This is a genomic window from Dietzia lutea, assembly GCF_003096075.1.
Classification (GTDB): domain Bacteria; phylum Actinomycetota; class Actinomycetes; order Mycobacteriales; family Mycobacteriaceae; genus Dietzia; species Dietzia lutea.
The window spans coordinates 3,021,576-3,044,862 of record NZ_CP015449.1 but is presented as its reverse complement, the minus strand read 5'-3'; the positions used below and the strand labels follow the sequence as shown (position 1 = coordinate 3,044,862).

Genomic DNA, 23,287 nt, shown 5'->3' with positions numbered 1-23,287 from the left:
CGAACGTCATGCAGCGGCATCGTCTCCGGAATTGGCCGACGCGATTGACCGGGCAGCAGTAGCTGATGTCAGGCGACATAGTCCATCCCACTGTGTCGGGGGAGATAGAGACAACCACCCCTCTCGATGCCGCGAGCCCGCCCGCCTGTGGGCGTTGGTGTCACGGCCGCGGTGTGTAGATCGCTGATCGCGGCCTGTAGGGGAGTAGGGGCAAGTCCCTAGTAGTGGCGTAGCTCGTTTCTGACCCGTCGCTGGTGGTCAGGCGGGAAGTTGCGTCGGTTCGTCGCCGACTACCTCCGCCTGTGCGCTTGTGTCGGATTTGTTGGTCAGGGTGAGTTGGCATCGGCTGAGGACCGTGAGGCCGAGGTAGCGGCGGCCCTCGGCCCGTTCGTCGGTCTGCTCTGGCAGCACTGCGCCGATGAGGCGGACGATGGCGTCGCGATTGGGGAAATCTCCACGACGTCGGCACAGCGGCGAATCTCCCGGTAGAGCCGTTCCGTGAGATTGTTGGAACAGATCGGGCGTCACGTTGCCGAGGTGCTCGGCAACCTCAGGCAGTCGCCGGTCGGTGTACTCCAACAGCCGGTCGAACTACTCGTAGACCGGCGTGGCGGTGGGCTGGTCGTACACGCTATGCAGCGTTGCCTTCACAGCCGGCCACATGGACTTGGGGCACACGGACATCGGGTTCGCGGCGTAGTGGGTGTAGCAGCGTTGCCACCCCACCCCGGGCGGGTTCGCACCGATTGCCTCGACCAGCCTGGCGTGGGCGTCGGAGGTCACCAGCCGCACCCTGCCCAAGCCGTTGGCGACCAGGTCGGCGCAGAAGGTGTTCCACGGGGCCTTGGTCCCGCTGGTGGTTACCTGCGTGCCGAGGACTTCGCGGTGACCGTCGCTGTTGACCCCGTCGGCCAGCAGGACCGAGGCCTTGATGACCTGCTTGTTCTCTCGGACCCTGATAGACAACGCGTCGGCGGTGACGAAGGTGAACGGCCCGGCCTCGTCCAGGCGCCGGTGGCGGAACGCGGCGACCTGCTCGTCGAGATTTCGGGCTATGCGTGAGTCCTGGGACTTGGACAGCGAGTCGATGCCCAGGATCTTGACCAGCTTGGCCATCCGCTGGGTGGACACGCCGGCCAGGTAGCAATCGGCAATGACAGTGATCGGCGCGGACTCGGCTCGCTTGCGGCGCTCGAACAACCACTCCGGAAAATAGCTGCCCGAGCGAAGCTTCGGGACGGCGACGGTGCCGACGGGTGTGGCCATTGAGAGCAGGGCGTTGATCATGGTCTGCGTCAGCTCACGCATCGGTTCCGGGTATGCGTCGGCGAGGGCTTGGTCAAGCAGGCCTGCGGGAGTCGACAGTATGGTGTGCGTCGCGATGACTCCTCGAGAGTTCCTTAGACGGTTGACTCGAAGGATCACGCGGAGGCCGCTCTACACCCGTAAACGACGCGGGCGTTACTTGCGATCTCAGCCACGGAGTTTCACCCTCTATGGGGCATTGATGGGGATAGGCCGGGGCGTCCACGCCGATCGCCTCCCGTGCCATCGTGACCGCCACCGCGCGCAGCCGGGTCTGCCACAAAGGGTGTCCGACTCGTTGGCCGCCCGAGCAGCTGGCGACGGCTCGGCTGGCTTCTTGTCGTCCATGTTTAGCCAGCGCTTGAAGCACGACGGCGAGATGGGCGAAGTCCTTCGCAACCCGTGCCACAGACGCGTCGGAGTCGCGGAAACCCGCATCGCGCCCGCGCGAACTCCTTGGGAAACGCCTTCGGCACGGCTCGACCGGCGGGGTCATCGTCGGCGCTGGCGCAGTATCTGGCCTCGATCGAGCCGGTATCCGATATCCGCCGGCCGTTGGCGTCCTACGAGCTGGTGGCGGTGGGGCCTCGTGAGCGAGTTCGTCATCAGCCGCATCACCGCGGTCGCGCAGCGCCCCAAGCTGCCCAAGCTGCCGCACATGGCCGCCAGCGCCACTGACGTCGCCACCCGTGCCGAGCAGTCGCGACTGGGTTGGTTACCTGTACTTCTTGAACCGGCCACTCGAGGAAGAGGTTACCGACCGGGAATCTGGCCGGTTCCGCAACGCGCTTTAGCTCTCCGGGCTGCCGCACCACAAGACCCTGGATACAACCACCACCGGATCAGCGGCGAGATCGGCTACGTACCACCCGCCGAATAGGAAGCTCAGCTCGCAGCGTCGAATCACGACCACAGCCCGTCGACGACCTCGTCGACGCCAGGTCAACTACCCTCTACAAAACCCGGGGGTTTGACAGCGTAGTGGATCGAGTGACCAGCCCGGCAGGCGATCATCGACAGCGCCACGGCGATGTGGGGCTTTACTACCCCGGGCGGGCCGAGCACGGCGGTGTCGGCTTTGCGTTCGACGAACTCCATCGCGGCGAGGTCCTTTAGGCGCCTGGCGTCGTTGCCGGTGCCGGTTGGAACGCGAAGTCGATTTCCTTCGGAACCAACGGCCGTCAGCATCGACCCGTTGACACCGGGGGACCACAGCAGTCACCGGCGGGAGCCAACCTGCATCGATCCAACCGGATTAGCGTACTCCCCGGACGCGTTCGCGATTGAGTCCGTGAAACGATGATACCTCCCGCTAAGAGTGCGGAGAGGGCTCAGAGGAGCGGGGCGTCAGTCAGCTGTGGCGAACCGTGGTAGTGCCGGACGAGCCTACGGTGGGAGAAGCGCAGTGCTCCGTCCTCGTCCTCGACGTACTCGTCCTCGTAATGGGCCAGTAGCAGGGCTCCCGTCCCGGCATCGGCGCGCCAGGCGTACTCGGTGAAGTGCCAGAGGCCGGTCAGACGGCCCTCGATCTCCCGGACGGTTCCGTGAGCCAGGGCCTGGAAGACCATCCGATGATGTCCCATGGCGTCGTGCCAGGTGCGGGTGATCTCGTCGATGCCGCGCAGCATCCGTCCATCGGCCAGCTGCCAGGTGGCGGCGTCGTGCCAGCACGCCGCCCAGACCTGCGGCTCGCGGAGGTTGACCGCCTCGGCGTAGGTGCTTGCGAGCTCATGCGCACGGTGGTGAAGAGAGTTCATAGGTTTCCTGTCGTGGCGTGGAAGGTGGTGCCGCCGGTCGCCCGTCGCGCTCGTGCGTAGGTCGATGTGGTGGGCGGTGCCCGACACTGCGAAACTACTGCGCGGGCGTTAGCCCCCGTCAGCTCTGGGGTCGCGCGGCACCGACCTCGTCGGTCAGCGAAAGCGCTGCTGCAGAAGCTCCCGCCACCCGACCGAACACTAGGCAGTTGGCATATGCGTTACCGCTGCCTACGTACGTTCGGCCTAGGACTCCGCCGGTGACCTCCCCAGCCGCGTATAGACCGGGCACGACCCCGCCGGTTTGGTCGAGCACCCGGGCATCCCGATCGATACGCACGCCGTATCCGGTCCAACACACCGTGCGTGGACGGACTTCCACTGCGCAGAACGGCGGAGTGTCCAGTGCGTCGAGGAACTCGGCTGACTTCTCGTAGTCGATGTCCTCGCCGTTGCGAGCGAACTCGTTGTAGCGGCGGACGGTTCCCGCCAGCTCGGGGGCCGGCAGGCCCAGGCGCTGAGCCAGTTCCTCCACGGTGTCTGCTGTCATGACGCGACCCGCGCCGACCTGTTCCTGCAGCATGTCCGAACCCCAGTTGGTGCTCCTACGGTTCTTCCACCCAGGCAGCTGATGCTTGTACCGGGTCGGCCCCGCAGCAGGCTCCAGCTTGCTGCTGTCGAACAGCATCCAGGCCCGGTCGCCTCGGTCTTCCATCAGGCGGTCGAGTATTCCGTAAGGCGAGATTTCACTGGCGAAACGGCGCCCAGTCGAATCGACCATGAGGAGCCACCCGGGCAAGAACGCCTCCAGTTCGCGAACGAATCCAGGGTCAAGCAACCGTAACCCCCGATTGTCGCCGGCCATCTGGGCCGTGACGTCGGACGCCCATTCGATCGCGTCGCCCCGTGATCCGTCAGCGCCGATGTACCACGCACCCGGGACCTTGCCGGCGGAAGGGAAGTGCTGCGCGAGCAACGCCTCATTTGCTCCAAAGCCGCCAGTCGCCACGACAACTGCTCCGGCTCGAATCTCGTCATCAGCGATGGCTGCCCCGACCACGCGTCGGTTCTCGACGAGGAGCCGGTCGACGCGGAGGCCGAGCGCAATGTCTATCGAATCAGACCGACGGCACGTGCTTAGCAGGACATCGATGACGTGCTGGCCCCCTCCGTCCGGCACGTGAACGCGGGGTTGGCTCTCGCCGCCTCCGAAGACCAGGTCATCAAAGAAGCGCACCCCCAGATCGGCGACCCAGTCGACGGTGGCGCCCGAGCGTTCCGCCAGGCGACGCACCGGACCCGGGTCCACGTCCCAGTAGTTGAGGGCCATGTAATCGGCGAACATCAAGTCAGCGGAGTCATCAATTCCCGCCGCCTTCTGAAAGCGGGAACCAGCGCCCATGACGAGACCGCCAGAGAGACGGGATGATCCCCCGACGACAGCCTCTGACTCCGCGACGACGACGCTACGCGCCCCTGCCTCCACGGCCGAGATCGCCGCTGCCAGGCCAGCGGCGCCGGACCCGATGACGAGTACGTCGATCATGTCCTCAGTCATGTCAGTGTCCATGCTCCTGAGAGTCCTCGTTCCGCTTCGACCGATTGAGCTGTACCCGCAACGAGTGCATCCCGTAGTTGGTGGAATCCGATCCGAAGACGGCAGCGCCTTCGCCCTCGCTCAAGGTTGCCGCGGGGAAACGTCCGAAGAACTCAGTGAACACCGTGGCGAGCTCCTCGCGGGCGAGGTACTGGCCGAGGCACTGGTGAAGGCCGTGTCCGAAGCCGAGGTGTTCCGGCTGGCGCTCGTCTCGAGACCAGCTCCACGACTCAGGGTCGTCGAAGGCCGACGGGTCGTGGTTAGCCGTCCAGATGGAGGTAAGGACACCTTCGCCGGCCTTAATGGTCACGTCTCCGACCGTGATGTCCTCGACCGCGACCCGGCGAGGGCCGCCGCGTACGATCGCGTGGAACCGCATCAGTTCGTCGATCACGTCCAACCACTCGGCCCGCGTCAGCGAATCGAGGCTGCGACCCTCCGGCGGCTCGGTATTGAGCAGGGACCACATATCCAGGGTCATCTGATTTGTTGTGGTCTCGTGACCGGCGACCACCAGGTGCATGATGTACGCCGCCAGTTCGTCTTCCGAGGCGTGCTCGGATCCGGAGTAGTTTTTGGCCAACCGGCTTACGAGTCCGTCGGGCGTCGCACGGCCGGTCGTTATCAATGAGCGGATGTAGTCTGCCACCCGGGTCTCTGACTCGAGGTACTGCTCAGCGCTGTCGTGCACGTTGAAGAGTGCGGCTGCAGCCTCCTTGAAGAACGCACGCTCGTCCTCGGGGATGCCCATGATCTCGTCGGTGACCCTGGCGGGGACCTCCTCCGCGATCTGCTTCTTAAATTCGATGACGTCCTCGCCAGAGGCGCACACCTCTTTGAGAACATCTTCGACGGCTTTGTCGATGATGGGTTGGAACCCTGCTACCCGCGCGGGCGTGAACTCACGCGCGATCATTCGCCGCATCCGAGTGTGCTCGGGCGGATCGTGACGCTGCATGGTTCGATTGAGTACGCTGCCCGCGAGACCGAAGCCGCCGGCCGTCGGGTATCCGGGCTTGCTGGACACCGAGCTGAACCGGCGGTCGCCGAGAACGGCCCGCACCTCGTCATAGCCGGTCACCAGCCATACCGGTTGCCCGTCAGGCATCGCTGCGCGTGCGACTGGGGTCCGGGATTGCAGGGCCAGCATCTCGCGAGAACCACCTACCGGGCACTCGCCGACCTCGAGGGGCAAGGTGAGGGCTTGCGGCACGTGAGCGTCACCTAGGGCGTGCGGACAAGATTCTGGCTGCTGGGTCTGTGACATCAGCTCTCCCGGGTGTCTGGGGTCGGTCGGCGTGGTCTGGGCCACATCTAGTTGCACTAACTGTAGTCATGTTCGCGTAAGTGTCAAGGGTCACAGTTTCGCGCGGGTGCGTACTCGTCTGAGTGCCCCTCCGCCTGCAGCCAGTCCACCGCGCAACTTGGGAGCCGAGCATATTGTCCGGCCCTGGCTCCGTCGGGGGATGCTCGTTTCTCCGGACCCAGACCTGACTTGCACACGTTTAGTGCCTGGCGCCTAGCGTCTCGATGATGGCTTGGGTGTCGTCGTCGAGCGGGGTGCGGGCGGTGAGTTCGTGGCCGTCGACGTCGATGACGACGGTGTGGATCCGGCGGAGGGCCCGCACGATCTTCTTAATCGACATTCCGGTGCGATTCTGCAGGTAGCGAGCCACAGCGAGGGCGGCGAAGACGATGGTCAGGTGCGCTTCGATTGAGTCGCGCGTGCGGTGGAAGACGGGCCGTGCCTTGAGATCGGACCTGGCCATGCGGAAGGACTGCTCGACCTTCCACAGGTCGTGGTACGCCGCCACGACGGCGTGGCCATCCATGATCTTCGGGTCGATGTTGGTGACATACCCCTTGTAGCCGGCCGCTTGACGTGCCCGTTCGATGAGCGCCTCGTCCAGGGCGACGGTTTGGCCGGTGATTTTGACGAACCCCTGCTTCTTGAGCGGTTCGGACCGGTCGGCAACCCGCTGGGCACGGTCGATCTGTGCGTTCAGAGTGCGCCGATCTCGCTGGGCGCGTTCCCACTTGTAGTGCCACACCACGCGCCGCTCTCGCCGATCCCGACCCTGCCCCCATCGGGCGGGTCAACTCCACGACCTCGCCATCAGCGATGGCGTTGCCGCGGCGGCCGAAGTGGTCCTCGAGCTCCTTCGGTGCCTTTTCAAGTGCGAGAGCCGACGATGAACGACAGCCCGGCATCCTCCAGGGCATTGAGGTTCGCCGCCGAGAGCATGCCCGCGTCAGCGACGACGACCATGTCGCTGACCTGGTGGCGCTGCTGGAAGGCGGTGATCACCGGGATCAGCGTCTTGGTCTCGGCCTTGTTGCCCTCGAAAACACGGGGCGTGTTTAATTTTCTGTGTAAGCCGTGCTGAAAGGACACGCAGCAAGAGATGACCATGACCGATGAAAGAGGCGCTTCATCGACCACGGGTAACGAGCTCGTCGCGCAACTTCAGGCCAGCGGAGCGCTGGACGAGCTGTTCGCCAAGATCGACTCCGGCGAGGTCGAGATCACCGGCTCCGACGGGTTGTTGCCGGCGTTGCTCAAGACCACGCTGGAGCGGGGCCTGCAGGCGGAGCTGACCGGCCACCTGGGCTACGAGAAAGGTGAGCCGGCACCGGCCAAGCGCCCGAACGCCCGCAACGGCACCACCTCGAAGACGATCGAGTCCGAGGTCGGCTCGTTCACCATCGACGTTCCCCGGGATCGGGCGGGCACGTTCACCCCGCGGCTGATCCGCAAGGGCCAGCGCCGTCTGGACGGACTGGACGACATGATCATCAGCCTCTACGCGGGCGGCATGACCGTCCGCGAGATCGAACATCATCTGGCCACGACGATCGGCGTGGAGCTGCCGGCGGGCACGATCTCGGCGATCACCGACGCCGTGGCCGACGCCGTCCTGGAGTGGCAGAACCGGCCGCTGGAGGAGTTCTACCCGGTCATCTACCTCGATGCCATCCGGATCAAGGTCCGCCAAGACCACCGCGTGGTGGGCCGCTCGGCCTACATCGCCGTCGGCGTCGACCTCGAGGGCGTCAAACACGTGCTGGGGATCTGGGTCCAAGACACCGAGGGCGCCTCTTTCTGGGCCCACGTGTGCGCTGACCTGGCCAATCGCGGTGTGCGTGACGTGCTCATCGTGTGCTGCGACGGCCTGCAGGGGTTGCCGGAGGCGATCGAGGCGACCTGGCCCGACTCGATGGTCCAGACCTTCCGTGGTGCCCCTGATCCGGGCCTCGATGCGGTTCGTCTCCTACGGCGATCGCAAGAAGGTCGCCGCCGAGCTGGAGAAGATCTACACCGCCCCGAACGAGGAGACCGCGCTGGCGGCGCTGGCCGAGTTCGAGTCCTTCGACTGGGGCGCCAAGTACCCGCAGACCGTGGCGACCTGGACCGCGGCGTGGGAGCGATTCACCCCGTTCCTGCAGTTCCCGCCAATGCTGCGGCGGGTCATTTACACCACCAACTCGATCGAGTCGCTGAACTTCCAGCTGCGCAAGGTCACCAAGAACCGCGGCCATTTCCCGAGCACCGAATCGGCGGTCAAGCTGATGTGGCTGGCGATCTGCAACATCGAAGACCGAAGGGCCCGCGAACGCGCCGCCGAGAAGGGCAAGCCCGCCGGGCAACGACGGGCCTCAGGCCGCCTCGTCGAAGGCCAGGTGACCACCAACTGGAAGCAAGCCCTCGCCCAGCTGGCGGCAGCCTATCCAGACCGCATCAACCCCTACCTCTGACCACCCGCATACACAGAAATCATGACAGGCTCCGAACACGTGAATATCCAGCGGGAACCCGTCGCGGGCCACCAGCAGACCGACGGTGATTTGTGGGTCGACGCGGCGTTCCTTGCTCATGCCGACCTTGCGCAGGCTGTCTTCCTTCTCGGCCTCGAAGTACAACGTGGTCAGGTCGTACAGCACCAGGGCGGCGCCCGGGCCGCCGGCGGCGGTGACATGCTTCCAGCAGGCGGTCGCCAGCACGGTGCGGTAATCGCGCTCGACGCAGCGAGCCAGACTCGCGTTGATCGTGTTGCGATCTGGAGGGTCGATCCCGATGTCCTCCAGGACGCGGATCGTATCCAGCTTGCTCGTCGCCTCAACCAAGCGCGCACACACCAGCGCCTGGAACGTTTCATCGGCAACGGCATCGAAGCCGAGAGCGTCGAAAGTGCTGGTCAACGTGCGCCACAGCAGCTCGCTGGAGTGCCGGCGCACCACCGCATCCCCACCGGCTCTCACTTGTGCCTCCGACTCCAGCCCGAGGTCTAGGGGCTGTTGGCCAGCGGAGATCTTGCCCCTCGCCACCGCGATCAACGCCGCCAACTCGCCCTCGGTGTGCGCGGACCCGATGTGCTCGACGATGCGGCGCCGACCATGAACCGACTCGGCGATCTGGACCGCCGTCGCACCCGACGCCGTCCTGACCTTCCGCACCCACGGGCTCACACCGCGACGATAGACCACCGAATTAGTGCCTAGAATCCGCAGTCACCGACGCCACTACCAGCAACGATCACCTGCACGAAGAGAAAACTCCCGTCAACATGTGCAACTCAGGCCAGACCGCGTTGATTGGTTGGAGCCCGTCGGAGTGGATGAATGACCTGGAGCTGCGGCGGCCGAGATAGCGAAACCGAGGGCGTTCCCGTGCAGCTGGAACTGCCGCACAAGAAATGGCATCTAATAGATGCGGCTGCGAGGTGCTGCAGGAGATGGTGCGCACAGCGCCGAAGCCGTGCCAGAGGAGTTTCGTGACGACGTTGTTCGTGTTGCCAGGGCCGTGAGCCTGGCGTCCAACTGAAGCAGATCGCTGCCGAAATCAACGTCAGGGAATTCTGCCCGACTCGCCCCGGTGATTCGCGGGGATCTGCGGATTGCCGGGTGCTGATACACCGAAGTGGCTCCTGGGAGGGGGAACTGGGACTTGCCAGAGGTTCCATGTTCTCCATCACGATGCACTCAGAGGTCACCGCCGGCAAGCGCAGGTAGATCTAGGTGGCACGTGCCCGTACTCGGCGGCACGTGTGGTCCTATCTGCCCGGCGGCGTCAGGGAGTCGAATTGTGCTGGACGGGCTCCAGGCTCGTCGTTGTCCGGCGGGCCCGTCCTTTTCGGCTGCGCGTTCGTGGGCTCGGCGGTCTTCGATGTCGCGGATCGCCAGCCTCAGTAGCTTGACAGTCGATTCAGTGTGGGAAAGTGCCCGGGGTTCCTGGTGACCTTGCGCAGCTGGAAGGTCAGCGATTCGATCGAGTTGGTTGTGTAGGTGACCCGCCGCAGCGTGGGCGGGAACTGCAGGAACGGTGGGCATCGTTCCCATGCGGACGTACAGGTGGCCCGGTCGGCGGGTACATACTGCCCCAGGCCGAAGACTCGGACGCGGCCTGCGCCGCCAGCGCGGGCTCCTCGCTCGGGGCGGCTGGGCGAAACGGTCCTTAAGTACGTTGTATCCTGCCAGCTCAGGAAGGCATCCGCATTCTCACGCCTACGCACGAAACCCTCCTTCGGCGGCTCGAGGATTAGCTCGGAAAATCACCAACAGACCACATCGCAGCAGACCGGAACATGGATAGACCCGTCCCGTCAGATCACAGCCAAGGGGGGGCGCTTAGTTGATCCGCCAGTCTCGGCTCGCGCGCCACTGCGTGGCAGCTGGGCCGTCGACCACTTTCCGGGTCGGGCGCGCACTGCCGGCATGAGCTACCTCGGCCTCCCCGGGATGCTGCGCATTTAAGCGGAGTTGGCACAGCGGAAGCCGATGTTCGACGATGCCGAATCAGGGGTGTTCGAGGACCGGGCCGATGCTCGGTAGCGATAGCAATACGAATGGTGGCACAAGTAGGAGCCGCCCCGCATCACGCGCGCCTGCCCCGTCTCAGGGCCTCGTGGATTGTCGGTAGGCGAGTTCTGATAATACGACGGATCAAACCAGTCTGCGCACCACTCCCATACGTTCCCGACCATCTGGTATAAGCCGTATCCATTGGGGCGGAACGTCTTGACCGGCGCTGTGGTGAGGTGGCCATCCTCGACCGTATTGTGTTGCGGGAAGGTCCCTTGCCAGATGTTGCACCGCCACTTACCCCGAGGAGTGAGCTCGTCGCCCCACGGGAACCGGGCGTCTCGCAAACCGCCGCGGGCAGCGTATTCCCATTCCGCCTCAGTGGGTAATCGCTTTCCGGCCCACGCGCAATATGCCATCGCGTCCCGCCAGGTGACATGCACGACGGGGTGGTTTTGGCGGCCGGAAATATCTGATCCCGGCCCTTCCGGGCGACGCCAACACGCCCCTCGCACTGCCAACCACCACGGCACACCGGTTACCCGGTTTAGCACGTCGGCCGGCCTGCCATGGAAGGCAAGATGGAAGACCGCTGAAACACCTAACTTCTCCGCCTCTGTGACGTAACCGCTGTCCTTGACGAACGTTGCGAATTGCGAATTGGATACGGCGGTTGAATCCATCAGGAAATCCGCTATGCTGACTCGGTGGACGGGGGTCTCGCCGTCCGCGGCGTATCCCTCGTCAAAAGAATCGCCCATCCGGAACTCGCCTCCGGAAATACGCACTTGGCCACGGGTACTGCGTCGCGAAGCAGATGACGAGGCGGGGTGCTCATTCTTGGCACCAGGTGCCGGGTCCGCGCTCGGAGCGCAACAGGGCTGATCAACCATACCTCTATTGTACTGGCTCTCCATAGGACTGGGCGAGATTCTCTACCGCTATTCGCGGGGTTCGTCCCGTAGCCTGACCCCGAGCGTTCCAATGTCCTGCGCCGGTAGTTCGTGTAGAACGTCGTCGAGTGAGTCGCGGGTCTTCGCGGCGCTCTCGGTCCAAATTAATGGCGGGGTTACTTTCCGATTGTTGACTGAGGCGCGGGAGTCTTTCCCCGGCGCTTGGGCTGAGCGGTGGTCAGAGGGTGGGGCAAGTCGCAGGTTGAAGCACCGCTCGACCGAGCTCAGTGTGGACGAGAAGAGTCAGGCGCTATCCTCGGCCAGGTCCCAGCCTACGCTCCCGATGATGCCGGATGCGCCCAGGGTGGCCGGGGTGCGCGCCCGCGACTATGTGCGAAACGGCGCCGCCGAGCCCGCTGAACCTAGCTGACGGCAAGGTGATCGCCTCCGCCCATCGCCGAGCGGTGAAGGTCAAAAAAGTCCCCGACAAAGATCGAGGGCTAGATCCCCGACCATTTGAACGTGCACGTAATCTGTCACAGCTACGGTGGCCAAGAACATCAAAGTACCAATATTCAACTGGACAAACCCCGATTCGCGATGCACTTCCCGCCAATCTACTATTCGGAGATGAACTACTCCGGCACCGTGTGGCCGTGCGGGAACGCCCCAGATCGGATTGCTGCTGGTTTGCGCTACACCGGCAGGGCGGGTGTTTGCGGACCGGAAGCCAAACCGGCCGCGGGGCGTGGGATGATGCGGGCAGTCGGACCGAAGAGCTCACCGCCTCGCTGGTCGGCGCGCCTGGCGGATCTAGACGTCGCCTCGGTCGCTATCGCGATAATGCAGTAGCCGCCGTCAAGGTTGCGGGATGAGTAGGCATGAACTTCTCTGAAGCTCACACGCGAACGGAAGCGGCACATAACAGTACTGCGACAACGAGGCTATGTAGACAACGAGGCTATAGTTGATGCTTCCGGCGGCGCCGACACCGGGTCGGCCTGCAAACACGAGTTAGTTTGTCGGATGCTCACACCACGAACAACTATGAAGCGATCCGTGCGGCCCTTATGTGGGAAGCCGAACCATATGTGCTTCGCCCTACGCGTCGGGTCGGCGTCGGGTCGGCCCCGATACGAGGGGTTGGGATCGCTCAGCGAGCCTTTTGGGGCGATGGAGGGTTGCCAGATGGGGGACATCACCGTTAGCGGAGTCAGCGATTTGGTTCTTGAAGAAGGGGTCATTGAGGCCAGTCTCGGTTTGGCGACGATCGACTTAGTACCGGCGGGGGTTTGCCCGTCCGCGGTGACCGCCTTCGCGCCCGCGCAGGTCGGAGTACTCCACAGCTTGCCATTCGTCGCGCAGGATTTGCTCGGTGACGGTCAGGTCAAGATGCTTGTCAACCTCACCCAGGAGTCCGAGCTGTTCGGTGAAGCGTGCTCGGCGGGGTTCGCTGCCACCAAGGTCCGGATCGAGGAGGGCCTCGAGGTCGCGCGGGGGGTGTGTGGCGCCGACGCGGAGCTCGTCGAGCTGAAAGCCTCTCCTGAGGGGAGGGCAAGGTGAATGCCCCCTCACGAAAGACGTCGACCTCGAGGTTGAGGGGGTCAGGGGCGCCGCGCGGGCGGAGCTCGCCCGCGGTGTCAAGGTCCAATTGCCCAAGGAGACGGTCGCTCGCGGTCTCGACGTTGTCCCTGAGAACGGTGCGATCCCGGCGGAGCCGGAGAAGGATTGTAACCACCGTTCTTCGTTCGGGCGCCCTGTGAGCGGGGGCAGCTCCGGAGGTCATCGGAGGGTCGCGGTCGTGACCGGTGCAGGGCGAGGTATCGGCCGCGCTTCGGCGGTCGAATTGGCCCGCCGCGGCCACGACCTCGTCCTCGCAGCGCGATCTACGGACCAACTGGCCGAAGTGGCCGTCGCAGTCGAGGAGATCGGTGGCGAAGCCCTGGTGGTGGAGACAGATGTGACCTCCGACGATGAGTGTATGGCACTTATGGATGCCGCGGCAGATCGGTTCAGCCGACTCGACGTTCTCGTCTGCAATGCCGGCGGCGGCGTGGCGGACCTCTCGCTCATGGACACCACGCCGGAAGACTGGCGGTCCGTGATCGACCTCAACGTCCACAGTGTCTATTACAGCGTTCGACACGCAGTCCCATACATGCGGGAGGTCGGTGGCGGAAAGATCATGGTGGTGGGTTCCGGCACGGGGCACGTTCCGATTTCCGGCGTCGCCGCGTACGCGGTGGCCAAGGCCGGGGCAGCCCACATCGTTCGCGTCCTCGCTCAGGAGTTGGCCGCTGACGGCATCGACATCAACGAGGTCGTGCCGGGCCCGGTGCTCACAGACTTGACGCGGGCGAACTTCACTGTGGGCGAGCCGCCACCATTGTCGGCGGTCGAACGGGTAAAGGAGCCCAAGGAGGTGGCAGCACTTGTCGGGTGGCTCGCCGGAATGCCCTCTCGAGGGCCGACGGGACAGGTGTTCAGCCTGGCCCGCCGCCAGCTGTGACAATAAGAGTTTCAGGGGCCCGCGCGCGGCGTGGGCTCCTGAGCAGATCTCGAGATCGAGGCGTTGGCGTCCTAGCGATGTCGCGATCTGAGACGTTGCCGAAGACGACCGGCTGGCCCTAGTTTGCTGCCTGCGCCACCGCAGGTGCGCCGTTCTCCGTCTGCGTGCTCGGCCCGGCTGCGAGGACCCACCGCGCGGGGTGGTGCGGGCGTTCGTGCGGGGGTGGCCGCTGTACCTGGTCCCACGCGACGGCGGCTTGGTCGTGGGGGCCACGCAATACGAACACGGCGACGATCGGCAGGTCACGGTCGCAGGGGTGCGCGACTTGCTCGCCGACGCCGAGATGATTTTCCCCGGGGTCGGCGAGTACGAGTTGGCAGAGGCAGTCGCCGGGCTCCGGCCGATGTCGCCGGACAACCTCCCGTTCCTCGGCCCCGATTCCACGGACCCGCGCCTCATCCACGCCACCGGGCACGGCCGCAACGGCATCGCGCCTCACCCCGATGACCGCCGCGACGGTCGTAGCGCAGGCGGGGGCCGACAGGTTCCGCCGGCGGCCCGGGCGGCCTCGCCTGCCCCCGTCCGTCGCGGATGAAGCCACGGGCACCGACCACTATGCTGGAGGAATTCGAAACCACCCCGGTACGTCGAGACCGTGAAGCAGGAGAACCAATGATCGTCACCGTGAACGGCGAGGGCCGCACCTTGGCCGACGGCGCGACCGTCCGCGCACTCGTCACCGACCTGAATCTGCCCGACGAGGGCGTCGCGATCGCCGTCGACGGCGTGGTGGTGCCCGGCTCGGCGTGGGACGAGGCGCCGTTGGGCGCGGGCGCGGAGGTCGATGTCCTCACGGCGGTCCAGGGTGGCTGACCGCGCCCGGGGTCGCAGTGAGGCGAGCATCCCCGAGGGCGGTGCTGCGTTGTCCGCGTATCCGCCCGACGTCACCGCGGTGATGGACTCGCCCATGGTGATCGCCGGTGAGGAGATCGGCTCCCGACTCATCACCGGGACCGGCGGAGCCGGCAACCAGGAGGTCCTCCGTGAGGCGCTGATCGCCTCGGGAACGGCCCTGACCACCGTGTCCATCCGCAAGGTCGACCTTCGGCTCGGCTCGGACGGCCTCGGACTTCTCGGGCTGCTGCGCGAGCTCGGCATCCGCCCGCTGCCGAACACCGCCGGGTGCCGGAGTGCCTCAGAGGCGGTCAAGACGGCCCGCCTGGCCCGCGAGGCGCTCGGCACCAACTGGGTCAAGTTGGAGGTGATCGCCGACGAGCGCACGCTCCTGCCTGACGGACTGGAACTCGTCGAGGCGGCCGAGGACCTGGTCGACGACGGATTCGTCGTCCTCCCCTACACCACCGACGACCCGGTCCTGGCCCGCCGCCTGGAGGACGTGGGCTGCGCGGCGGTCATGCCCCTGGGCGCGCCGATCGGCACCGGGCTCGGGATCTGTAACCCGCACAACCTCGAGATGATCGTCGAGCGCGCCGGGGTGCCGGTGATCTGCGACGCCGGCATCGGCACCGCGTCCGATGCCGCCCTGGCCATGGAGCTCGGCTGCGACGGCGTCCTGCTCGCCACCGCCGTCACCCGAGCCGAGAGTCCGCCGCTCATGGCCGCCGCGATGCGCGAGGCGGTCCGGGCCGGGTACGCCGCCCGCCTCGCCGGGCGGATCCCCAAGCGCTTCTGGGCGCAGGCATCCAGCCCGCCGATCGACTGAGGCGTCCGGGTTTCCGCCCGCCGGATCACTGCTCGACGCGCGGCACCCGTCGAACGCCGACCCCGCCCATCAGCGCCAGACCCGTGATCCTCAGGACAGGAGCGCCGGGCGGGGCCTGGTGAACCGGCCGGGGATCGGGCTTCCAGCGCCCCGACTCCTCCCCGAAACCGCCCATGAAGCCGATCCCGTCGACTTCCACGTGGACGTCGTCGGGGACGTAGATCTCGATGCCGCCCATGATCGCGAACGCCCGGATCACGGTCTCGCGGGACTGCAGCGCCGCGCGCCTGAGGTCGATCTCGATTCCGCCCATCAGCGCGACCGCTGTGTGCTCGGCCGGCAGGGTCCACGAGCCGGTGCGCTCCACGCCGCCCATCACCGCAATGGAGGTGGCGGGCCCGCTGCCTCCCGTGACCCGCCGTTCGGGTGCGCGGTGCGGCCGCTCCGCCAGCGTCGACTCGAGCTGATGGTGCGCGGCCGGCAGGTCGTGGGTCAGCTCCAGCAGCTCGGACCGGAACCGGGCGCCGTACGCCGCGGCGGTGCGCTCGTCGAACTCGGCGAGGGTCAGCCGACCTTCCGAGTACGACTCCTGTAGCAGCTTCGCGGTCGCCTCCCGCTCGGCGTCCGAGGCGCGGACCGCCGGTAGTGGCCGGTCCGGTTCGGGCGTGACATCGTCCATGGTCACGAGCCTAGACCTGCTTCAGCTGTACGCGGGCTGAGTAGGTGGACACACGCTGTCGGGGCCGCGGCAGGCACACTGGTGGCCATGATCGAGGTACGGAATCTCACCAAACGCTACGGCGGCTCCCTCGCCGTCGACGACCTCAGCTTCACCGTGCGCCCCGGCGTCGTCACCGGCTTCCTCGGCCCGAACGGTGCCGGCAAGTCCACCACGATGCGCATGATCGTCGGTCTGGACAATCCGACGGCGGGGGAGGCGCTCGTCAACGGCAGGCCGTACCGCGATCTCGAGCAGCCCGCGCACACGGTCGGCTGTCTGCTGGACGCCTCCTGGACGCACGCCAACCGTTCCGCCGCCGCGCACCTGAAGATGATCGCCGCCGCGGCCGGCCTGCCCGCGACCCGCGTCGACGAGGTGCTCTCCCTGGTGGGTCTGAGCGACGTCGCCGGCCGCAAGGTGGGCGGGTACTCGCTCGGTATGCGTCAGCGCCTGGGACTCGCCACCGCCATGCTCGGTGATCCCGAGGTACTGCTGTTCGATGAGCCCGTCAACGGGCTGGACCCCGAGGGCATCCTGTGGATCCGGCGCTTCATGCACGCCCGCGCCGCCGAGGGGCGCACGGTGCTCGTGTCCTCCCACCTGCTGTCGGAGATGGCGCAGACCGCCCAGGACCTGGTGGTGATCGGCCGCGGCAAGCTGCGCGCGCAGACCTCGGTCGAGGAGTTCCTCTCGGCCGCCAAGTCCTCGGTCATCCTGCGCACGCCGCACGTCGACGAGTTCACCCGGGCCGCGCGTTCCGAGAACGTCCAGGCCACGTTCGACCCGCAGCAGGGCGTGTTCCTGATCGACGGCCTGCGGGCCCCCCAGGTCGGCGACCTCGCCGCCAGTCTGGGCATCACCGTCCACGAACTGCACGAGAAGCGGGCGTCGCTGGAGGAGGCCTTCTTGGCTCTCACCGACCAGGACGTCGAGTACCACGGTCAGGAGTCCACCCGATGAACCTGCTGAAGTCCGAGTGGATCAAGGTCACCACCACCAAGAGCGCCTACTGGCTGTACGCGATCGGTATCGCGTTGGCCGTGTTGCTGGCTGTGATCATCGGCCAGTTCGACCAGTCCGCCACCGACCCGGTCGCCGGCGAGGCCGGTGGCGGCAGCGACCCGCTGTTCGCCATCCTCGGGGTCAGCGCGTTCACGGTGCTGCTGGTGTGGATCGCCGCGATCGTCGGCGTCACCGGCGAGTACCGCTACCACACCGCCAAGGCGACCTACCTTACGTCGCCGTCGCGCTGGCCCGCGATCGTCGCCAAGACCGTGCTGTTCACGATCCTGTCTATCGTTGTCACCGCCATCTCGGTGATCGTCGCGCTGCTGGTGGCGGGAGCGCTGTCCGGCAACGAGTCGTGGACGCCGTTCTCCGGTGACGGACTCACCTATCTCTGGCGTTTTCCCGTCTACGCCGCGCTCGGCACGCTCGCGGTCATGGGACTGGCGTACATCATGCGCAACGCCGCCGGGACGATCTCGCTGTTCCTCGTGTGGATCCTGGCGCTCGAGGGGATGGTGTCGCTCATTCCCAGGGTGGGGCAGGACATCGCGGGATGGATGCCGTTCGCCAACGGCGACTTCTGGACGCAGGGCGAGTCGGCCCGCGGTTACATCACGTGGGGCGAGTGGCCGGCGTTCGCGCTGTACGCCGCCGTCTGCGTCATCCTGTGGGTCGCGGGAGTGGTGATGACCGTGCGCCGCGACGCCTGAGTCCCGACGCGGGCCGACACGGGCCGCGCGCCGGCGTCCGCGATTCCGCCGATCCGCTGCGGCCCGCCGGTATTCGCTCTCGCGTTGCGCTGAACGGGGCCGCCCTCCAGGGGTAGGGTCGGAATCGATACTCGGTCGGCCCTAAGGAGTCGTGATGACCGGCGGAACCTCGCTCAAGCTCGTCCACAACACCGATAGAGACCGTTTCGAACTGTGGGACGGCGAGACCTTCATGGGACTGGTCGGGTACGAGAAGGACGGCGACGTCTACATCCTCCTGCACACCGTGATCGAGGAGCGGTTCGGTCAGCAGGGCATCGCCCGACTGCTGGTGAGCCTGGTCCTCACCCGCCTGCGACTCGACGGGCTGAAGATCCGCCCGGTGTGCAGCTACGTGCGCCGCTTCCTCGTGCGCTTCCCCGAGTACCAGCTACTCGTCGCCGCCACCTGACACGCCGCGTCACGGCGCCCGCACCACGGCCGACCGGCCCCGCCACGGCGGGGAGGATGTCCGACGGAAACCGTAGTGTGGGCGGCGGAAGACCGGCCAGCGAACAGGACTGCTCATGACTTACCCGCCGCAGGGCGACAACGCCGACAACACCTCCTCGTCCGGATACACGGACTACTCCGCACAATCCGGATACGGCGCCCAGTCCGGGGCCGGGCAAGGATCCTACGGGACCGGTGGCTACGGCCACGAGGCCTACGGACAGCAGGGGTACGGCCAGGGCGCCTACGGACAGGGTGGCTACGGCTCGCAAACGCCCGCGTATTCAGGCTCGGGCGGCTTCGCCGCGGCCCCCGGTGCCCGCCCCGGGCCGCCGTCAAACGTGGGGTGGGCGGTCGCCTCGATCCTGTTCTTCTGGCCCCTGTCCTTCATGGCGATGACGCGGGCACTGGAAGTCTACCCGCTCTGGGCCGCCGGGCGGCACGCCGAGGCCGAGGCTGCCAGCGCGACCGCCAAGAGGCTCGGGATGATCTCGCTCGCGATCGTGGCGGTCCTCATCATCCTGTACCTGATCTTCATCTTCGCGATGGTCGGCCTGGCCTCGAGCGGCTACTAGCGCTCGGCGGACGCACGCGCGCCGCCCACCCGGTTCCGGGTCGGCGGTGCGCACGCACTCGTCAGGACAGGCCCAGGCGCGGCGCCTCGATCGCCGGGCACGCGTCCATCACCACGTCGAGGCCGGCCTCCTTGGCCCGCTTCGCGGCGGCCTCGTCGATCACGCCCAGCTGCAGCCAGACGGCCTTCGCGCCCTTGGCGATGGCGTCGTCGACCACGCCCCCGGCGAGATCGGAGTTGACGAACACGTCCACGACGTCGATCTCGCCTGGGACCGACGCCAGGTCCGCATACCCCTGCTGACCGTGGACAGTCTCAGACTTCGGATGGACGGGCACGATCTCGTGACCGAGGTCCCGGACGAACGCGGCGATCCCGTACGCGGTGCGCGAGGTGTTCGAGGACAGGCCGACAACGGCCCACCGCCCCTTATCGGACAGCAGACGCTTGATGACGGCCGGATCATTGGAATGGCTCATACTCCGTGCAAGGCCCGACGGCGCCCAGACATTCCCGCGCGAGCAGTCAGTCCCCGACGGGATCCGTGCGCGGGGACATCGCTTCGCTCGCCGGCGCTCGCTCCGCTAGTCCCCGACCGGCCCTGCCCGCGGGGCGCTTCCTTCGCAGGCTCAGTCAGTCCCCGACGGCGTCCTTGCCGCGCTGGACGATCCTCGGGTCCGGCTCGAACACCACCTGGTGGTCCTTCTCCGGGTAGTCGAACTGGTTGAGGAAGTAGCGCATCGCGTTGATGCGGGCCCGCTTCTTGTCGTTGGACTTGATCGTCGTCCACGGCGCCCACTCGGTGTCCGTGCGCCGGAACATCTCCTCCTTGGCCTCGGTGTACTCGTCCCACTTCCCCAGCGACTCAAGGTCCATGGGGGAGAGCTTCCAGCGGCGCACGGGGTCCAGCTGCCGGATCGCGAACCGGGTCTTCTGCTCCTCGCGGGTCACCGAGAACCACAGCTTGGTGAGCCCGATACCCGACTCGACCAGCATCTTCTCGAACATCGGCGCCTGCTGCATGAACGTGGAGTACTGCTCGTCGGTGCAGAATCCCATGACCCGCTCGACGCCGGCGCGGTTGTACCAGGAGCGGTCGAACAGGACCAGCTCGCCGCGGCTGGGCAGGTGGGTGACGTAGCGCTGGAAGTACCACTGGTGCAGCTCGGTCTCGGTGGGCTTGATGAGCGCCACGACGCGGGCCTGGCGGACGTTGATGTACTCGGTGAACCGTTTGATCGTCCCGCCCTTGCCGGCGGCGTCGCGGCCCTCGAACACGATCACCTGTCGGTGCCCGGACTCGGCCTGCCAGCGCTGGAACTTCAGCAGTTCGATCTGCAGGAGGTACTTCTCGACCTCGTACCGGTTGCGGTCCATCCGCTCGTCGTACGGGTAGTTCTCCCGCCACGTGTCGACCGCACGGCCGGTGATGTCGATGAGGTCGGGGTCCTCGCCGTGGTCGTCGCGGACCGTGAAGCCCTCGGCGCGCAGCCGGTCGATGTAGTGCCGCAGCTGGAACGTGGACATCTCAGTCGAGTTCCACCACGACGGGCGCGTGGTCGGAGGCGCCCTTGCCCTTGCGCTCCTCGCGGTCGATAAAGGCGCCGGTGACGCGGGCGGCCAGCGCGGGGGAGTGCAGCTGGAAGTCGATGCGCATGCCCTTGCGCTTGGGGAAGCTGAGTCCGGTGTAGTCCCAGTACGTGTAGACGCCCGGCCCGGGGGTGTACTCGCGGGTGACCTCGCGGAAACCGGCGCCGTCGAAGGCGGCGAACGCCAGTCGCTCGGGCCCGGAGACGTGGGTCTTGCCCTCGAAGACCTCCATGTCCCACACGTCCTCGTCGAGCGGCGCGACGTTCCAGTCGCCCACGAGCGCGACCTGGGCGTCGGGGTCGGCGACCAGCTCGGCGGAGGCGTGGTCACGCAGTCGGGCCAGCCACTCGAGCTTGTAGGTGTAGTGCGGGTCGGACAGCTCACGGCCGTTGGGCACGTACAGGCTGTAGACGCGGACGCCGTCGCACACCGCGGAGATGGCGCGCGCCTCCGGGTCCTGCGACTGCTCGGGGTCCTTGTGGAAGCCGGGCATGCCGTCGAAGCCCAGCCGCACGTCCTCGAGCCCGACGCGCGAGGCCACGGCGACGCCGTTCCACTGGCTCAGTCCGTGGTGGGTGACCTCGTAGCCCAGTTCGCGGAAGTCCACCTCGGGGAACTGGTCGTCCTTGCACTTGGTCTCCTGCATCGCCAGGACGTCGACGTCGGACCGGTCGAGCCAGGCGAGCACGCGGTCCTTGCGGGCTCGGATCGAGTTCACATTCCAGGTGGCCAGGCGCATGGGTGCGAGTCTATTGCGCGCCGCGCGGCGGCGTCACCGTGGGAGGTCTGGACTAGTCGACGACGACGAGGTGCCGCAGCGAATGGTGTGGTTCGAGTCCGAGCTTGGCCCACAGGCCGCGCCCGGCGGTGTTGTCCGCGAACACGTGCAGGTGACACTCCCGCGCGCCGAGGCCGAGTCCCCAGTCGACGAGCGCGCCGGTGACGACCTCGGCGAGGCCGCGGCGGCGGTGGGCGTCGGCGGTCTGCACGCAGGACACGGCGACGCGCGCCTGCCCGTCGGGGCCGACGGTGACGGCGCCGCGGGCGATGGCGGCCAGTTCGCCGCCGGACTCGAGGCGGGCGAACACGACGTGGCCGCCGGGGCCGGGGTCGCCGCTGTCCGGCCCGTCGGTGAGGATGCCGGCCGTGGCGAGCATCGCGGGCCGCACGCGCTCGGGGTCCAGGTCGGCGGTGGCGTGGTAGAGGGCCAGCCAGTCGTCGTCGGGGCGGTCGGCCAGGGTGACGGCGGGCCGCGTGTCGGCGGGGAAGGCGGCGTCGACCACGGCGAGGAGCGCCTCGCTGTCGGCCGTGCAGAGGAACAGGTCGCGGTCGGCGTGGATGCGCGCCGGGTCCACGGGGGCGCCGTCGAGCGCCATCCGCTCGGCCGTGACGAGTCGCTCGACGTCGACCAGCCGCAGCGGCAGTCCGCGGGCGGCGTACCAGTCGCGCACGCCGTCCAGGTCCTCGCAGCTGGCCCACGGCAGGACGGGCACGGCCGAGTTCCCGCGATACGACCAGTCGTCGCCAGCCCGACAGAACCAGCCGTCGACCAGCTCGAACTCGGGGCACGGCCACGCCAGCGCCCCCGCGTACTCGTGCGCCCGGACGTCGCGGGCCCGCACCGGCCGCGGCGGCAGGACCTTGAGCACGGCGACGTCCGCGTCGGGGATCCGCAGCTCCTCGCCGGACTCCCGGCGGACGACCAGTTCCGGCTCGAGCGCCACCACGTGACCGATGACGTCCGTGTACAGGTGCGAGGCCTCACCGGGAGCCAGATGGCGACGCACGACCACGCGTTCGCCCACCGCCACGTGGCGGCCGGCGTTCCACCGGGACCGACCCGACAGGCCCCGGTCCTGCTCAGCCATGGTCGGTGACGACCTCGTCGTCGTCGCCGTCCCAGTCCTCCTCGTCGGCGAACGGGTCCGGGTCGGTGACCGGATCCCAGCTCAGGCCCGGCACGCCCCAGCCCGCGTCGCGGATGTGGCGCTTGGCAGCCTTCTTGTTCCGCCCGATGAGATGGTCGGTGTAGACGAAGCCGTCCAGGTGGCCGACCTCGTGCTGCAGGCAGCGGGCGAACAGGCCGTACCCCTCCACCGACACCGGCTCGCCGTGCTCGTCGGTACCCGTCACGCGCGCCCACCACGCGCGGCCACGCGGGAAGTTGACGCCCGGGACGGAGAGGCAGCCCTCGAGGTCGTCCTCGGGGTCCGGCATGGTCTCGGGGATCTCGGACGTCTCGAGCACCGGGTTGATGACGCAGCCGCGCCGGTTGAGCCAGCCGCCGCGCGCCTCGACCTCCTCGCGGGAGAGGCCCTCGCCGTTCTCGCTGTCCAGGTCGGGGCAGTCGTAGACGAACACGCGCTTGCGGACGCCGATCTGGTTGGCGGCCAGTCCCACCCCGTTGGCGGCGTCCATGGTGTCGTAGAGGTCTTGAACGAGGTCCGCGATCTCCTCGGGGGACTCGGTGACGGGTTCGGTGGGCGCGTGGAGCGCGGGATCGCCGAGGATGACGATGGGACGGACGGCCATGGTGGCCGATTCTAGTGCGCCGGCGATGGCGGGGTGTCGGAGGCGTGTGGTTCACTACGGGGGAATCACAACGGTGTGAT

The 23,287-nt window shown here is 66.9% G+C and carries 21 protein-coding genes and 5 pseudogenes; 11 read left to right on the top strand and 15 right to left on the bottom strand.

Going from position 1 to position 23,287, the window contains the following annotated elements:
- Positions 1-258: 258 nt before the first annotated feature.
- Positions 259-1,383: pseudogene (locus A6035_RS13960) on the bottom strand (IS256 family transposase).
- Between the two features lie 511 nt (positions 1,384-1,894).
- Here A6035_RS13960 and A6035_RS18290 point away from each other — a divergent pair.
- Positions 1,895-2,185, top strand: a complete 291-nt coding sequence (locus A6035_RS18290; protein WP_159149329.1) for a hypothetical protein — start codon at positions 1,895-1,897, stop codon at positions 2,183-2,185.
- A gap of 62 nt (positions 2,186-2,247) precedes the next feature.
- On the opposite strand, the gene A6035_RS19190 is transcribed toward A6035_RS18290, so the two are convergent.
- The 5 genes and pseudogenes from A6035_RS19190 to A6035_RS13935 form a co-directional block, all read right to left on the bottom strand.
- The gene (locus tag A6035_RS19190; RefSeq protein ID WP_268817646.1) at positions 2,248-2,493 is read right to left on the bottom strand and encodes an ATP-binding protein; all 246 of its coding nucleotides are present in this window, start codon (positions 2,491-2,493) and stop codon (positions 2,248-2,250) included.
- 143 nt (positions 2,494-2,636) lie between these two features.
- Positions 2,637-3,062 carry a nuclear transport factor 2 family protein gene (locus A6035_RS13950; RefSeq protein WP_108848340.1) on the bottom strand — a complete coding sequence of 142 codons (426 nt, stop codon included), beginning with the start codon at positions 3,060-3,062 and terminating at the stop codon, positions 2,637-2,639.
- A gap of 118 nt (positions 3,063-3,180) precedes the next feature.
- On the bottom strand, positions 3,181-4,629 hold the full coding sequence (locus A6035_RS13945) for an FAD-dependent oxidoreductase (RefSeq protein ID WP_235026596.1): 1,449 nt from the start codon (positions 4,627-4,629) through the stop codon (positions 3,181-3,183).
- Positions 4,619-5,869 carry a cytochrome P450 gene (locus tag A6035_RS13940; protein WP_162534007.1) on the bottom strand — a complete coding sequence of 417 codons (1,251 nt, stop codon included), beginning with the start codon at positions 5,867-5,869 and terminating at the stop codon, positions 4,619-4,621. Before A6035_RS13940 ends, A6035_RS13945 begins: the two co-directional genes overlap by 11 nt.
- 292 nt (positions 5,870-6,161) lie before the next feature.
- A pseudogene (locus tag A6035_RS13935) lies at positions 6,162-7,006 on the bottom strand (IS1634 family transposase); the annotation flags it as partial.
- Positions 7,007-7,067: 61 nt separating this feature from the next.
- Here A6035_RS13935 and A6035_RS13930 point away from each other — a divergent pair.
- Positions 7,068-8,412: pseudogene (locus tag A6035_RS13930) on the top strand (IS256 family transposase).
- 33 nt (positions 8,413-8,445) lie between these two features.
- On the opposite strand, the pseudogene A6035_RS13925 reads toward A6035_RS13930, so the two are convergent.
- The 3 genes and pseudogenes from A6035_RS13925 to A6035_RS13910 form a co-directional block, all read right to left on the bottom strand.
- Positions 8,446-9,123: pseudogene (locus A6035_RS13925) on the bottom strand (IS1634 family transposase); the annotation flags it as partial.
- Between the two features lie 633 nt (positions 9,124-9,756).
- Positions 9,757-10,090: pseudogene (locus A6035_RS18810) on the bottom strand (transposase); the annotation flags it as partial.
- A 313-nt stretch (positions 10,091-10,403) separates the two neighbouring features.
- On the bottom strand, positions 10,404-11,348 hold the full coding sequence (locus A6035_RS13910; RefSeq protein ID WP_108848336.1) for a formylglycine-generating enzyme family protein: 945 nt from the start codon (positions 11,346-11,348) through the stop codon (positions 10,404-10,406).
- A 1,188-nt stretch (positions 11,349-12,536) separates the two neighbouring features.
- On the opposite strand from A6035_RS13910, the gene A6035_RS13905 reads away from it, so the two are divergent.
- The 5 genes from A6035_RS13905 (at position 12,537) to thiG (ending at position 15,580) form a co-directional block, all read left to right on the top strand.
- Entirely contained in the window at positions 12,537-12,911 is a 375-nt protein-coding gene (locus A6035_RS13905) for a hypothetical protein (protein WP_159149593.1), read from the top strand.
- Between the two features lie 196 nt (positions 12,912-13,107).
- Positions 13,108-13,857, top strand: a complete 750-nt coding sequence (locus A6035_RS13900) for an SDR family NAD(P)-dependent oxidoreductase (RefSeq protein ID WP_341867176.1) — start codon at positions 13,108-13,110, stop codon at positions 13,855-13,857.
- A 199-nt stretch (positions 13,858-14,056) separates the two neighbouring features.
- Positions 14,057-14,452 (top strand): FAD-dependent oxidoreductase, encoded by a 396-nt coding sequence (locus A6035_RS13895; RefSeq protein ID WP_425267505.1) that lies wholly within the window; start codon positions 14,057-14,059, stop codon positions 14,450-14,452.
- 77 nt (positions 14,453-14,529) lie between these two features.
- The gene (gene thiS, locus A6035_RS13890) at positions 14,530-14,730 is read left to right on the top strand and encodes a sulfur carrier protein ThiS (protein WP_108848330.1); all 201 of its coding nucleotides are present in this window, start codon (positions 14,530-14,532) and stop codon (positions 14,728-14,730) included.
- Positions 14,731-14,812: 82 nt separating this feature from the next.
- The gene (thiG, locus tag A6035_RS13885) at positions 14,813-15,580 is read left to right on the top strand and encodes a thiazole synthase (protein WP_108849296.1); all 768 of its coding nucleotides are present in this window, start codon (positions 14,813-14,815) and stop codon (positions 15,578-15,580) included.
- Between the two features lie 25 nt (positions 15,581-15,605).
- Here thiG and A6035_RS13880 read toward each other — a convergent pair whose 3' ends face one another.
- Positions 15,606-16,259, bottom strand: coding sequence for a DUF1707 SHOCT-like domain-containing protein (locus A6035_RS13880; protein WP_167400734.1), 654 nt, complete (start codon positions 16,257-16,259; stop codon positions 15,606-15,608).
- 87 nt (positions 16,260-16,346) lie between these two features.
- Between A6035_RS13880 and A6035_RS13875 the strand changes: the two genes are divergently transcribed.
- From A6035_RS13875 to A6035_RS13860, 4 genes are all read left to right on the top strand, one after another.
- On the top strand, positions 16,347-17,261 hold the full coding sequence (locus A6035_RS13875; RefSeq protein WP_108849295.1) for an ABC transporter ATP-binding protein: 915 nt from the start codon (positions 16,347-16,349) through the stop codon (positions 17,259-17,261).
- Positions 17,258-18,019 (top strand): ABC transporter permease, encoded by a 762-nt coding sequence (locus tag A6035_RS13870; protein WP_108848326.1) that lies wholly within the window; start codon positions 17,258-17,260, stop codon positions 18,017-18,019. Before A6035_RS13875 ends, A6035_RS13870 begins: the two co-directional genes overlap by 4 nt.
- Before the next feature lie 154 nt (positions 18,020-18,173).
- Complete coding sequence (locus A6035_RS13865) at positions 18,174-18,470, top strand: GNAT family N-acetyltransferase (RefSeq protein WP_108848324.1); 297 nt, start codon at positions 18,174-18,176, stop codon at positions 18,468-18,470.
- 115 nt (positions 18,471-18,585) lie between these two features.
- The gene (locus tag A6035_RS13860; RefSeq protein WP_108848322.1) at positions 18,586-19,086 is read left to right on the top strand and encodes a CD225/dispanin family protein; all 501 of its coding nucleotides are present in this window, start codon (positions 18,586-18,588) and stop codon (positions 19,084-19,086) included.
- A gap of 61 nt (positions 19,087-19,147) precedes the next feature.
- Here the strand turns inward: A6035_RS13860 and A6035_RS13855 are convergent, their stop codons facing one another.
- The 5 genes from A6035_RS13855 to A6035_RS13835 all read right to left on the bottom strand — a co-directional run bounded on the left by A6035_RS13855 (position 19,148) and on the right by A6035_RS13835 (position 23,207).
- The gene (locus tag A6035_RS13855; protein ID WP_108848320.1) at positions 19,148-19,564 is read right to left on the bottom strand and encodes a CoA-binding protein; all 417 of its coding nucleotides are present in this window, start codon (positions 19,562-19,564) and stop codon (positions 19,148-19,150) included.
- A 154-nt stretch (positions 19,565-19,718) separates the two neighbouring features.
- On the bottom strand, positions 19,719-20,612 hold the full coding sequence (ppk2, locus tag A6035_RS13850) for a polyphosphate kinase 2 (RefSeq protein ID WP_108848318.1): 894 nt from the start codon (positions 20,610-20,612) through the stop codon (positions 19,719-19,721).
- 1 nt (position 20,613) lies between these two features.
- Positions 20,614-21,414, bottom strand: coding sequence for an exodeoxyribonuclease III (locus A6035_RS13845; RefSeq protein WP_108848316.1), 801 nt, complete (start codon positions 21,412-21,414; stop codon positions 20,614-20,616).
- Between the two features lie 52 nt (positions 21,415-21,466).
- A complete protein-coding gene (locus tag A6035_RS13840) occupies positions 21,467-22,543 on the bottom strand; it encodes a GNAT family N-acetyltransferase (protein ID WP_108848314.1) in 1,077 nt (358 codons plus the stop codon).
- Positions 22,536-23,207 (bottom strand): peptide deformylase, encoded by a 672-nt coding sequence (locus A6035_RS13835; RefSeq protein ID WP_108848312.1) that lies wholly within the window; start codon positions 23,205-23,207, stop codon positions 22,536-22,538. Before A6035_RS13835 ends, A6035_RS13840 begins: the two co-directional genes overlap by 8 nt.
- Positions 23,208-23,287 lie beyond the last annotated feature (80 nt).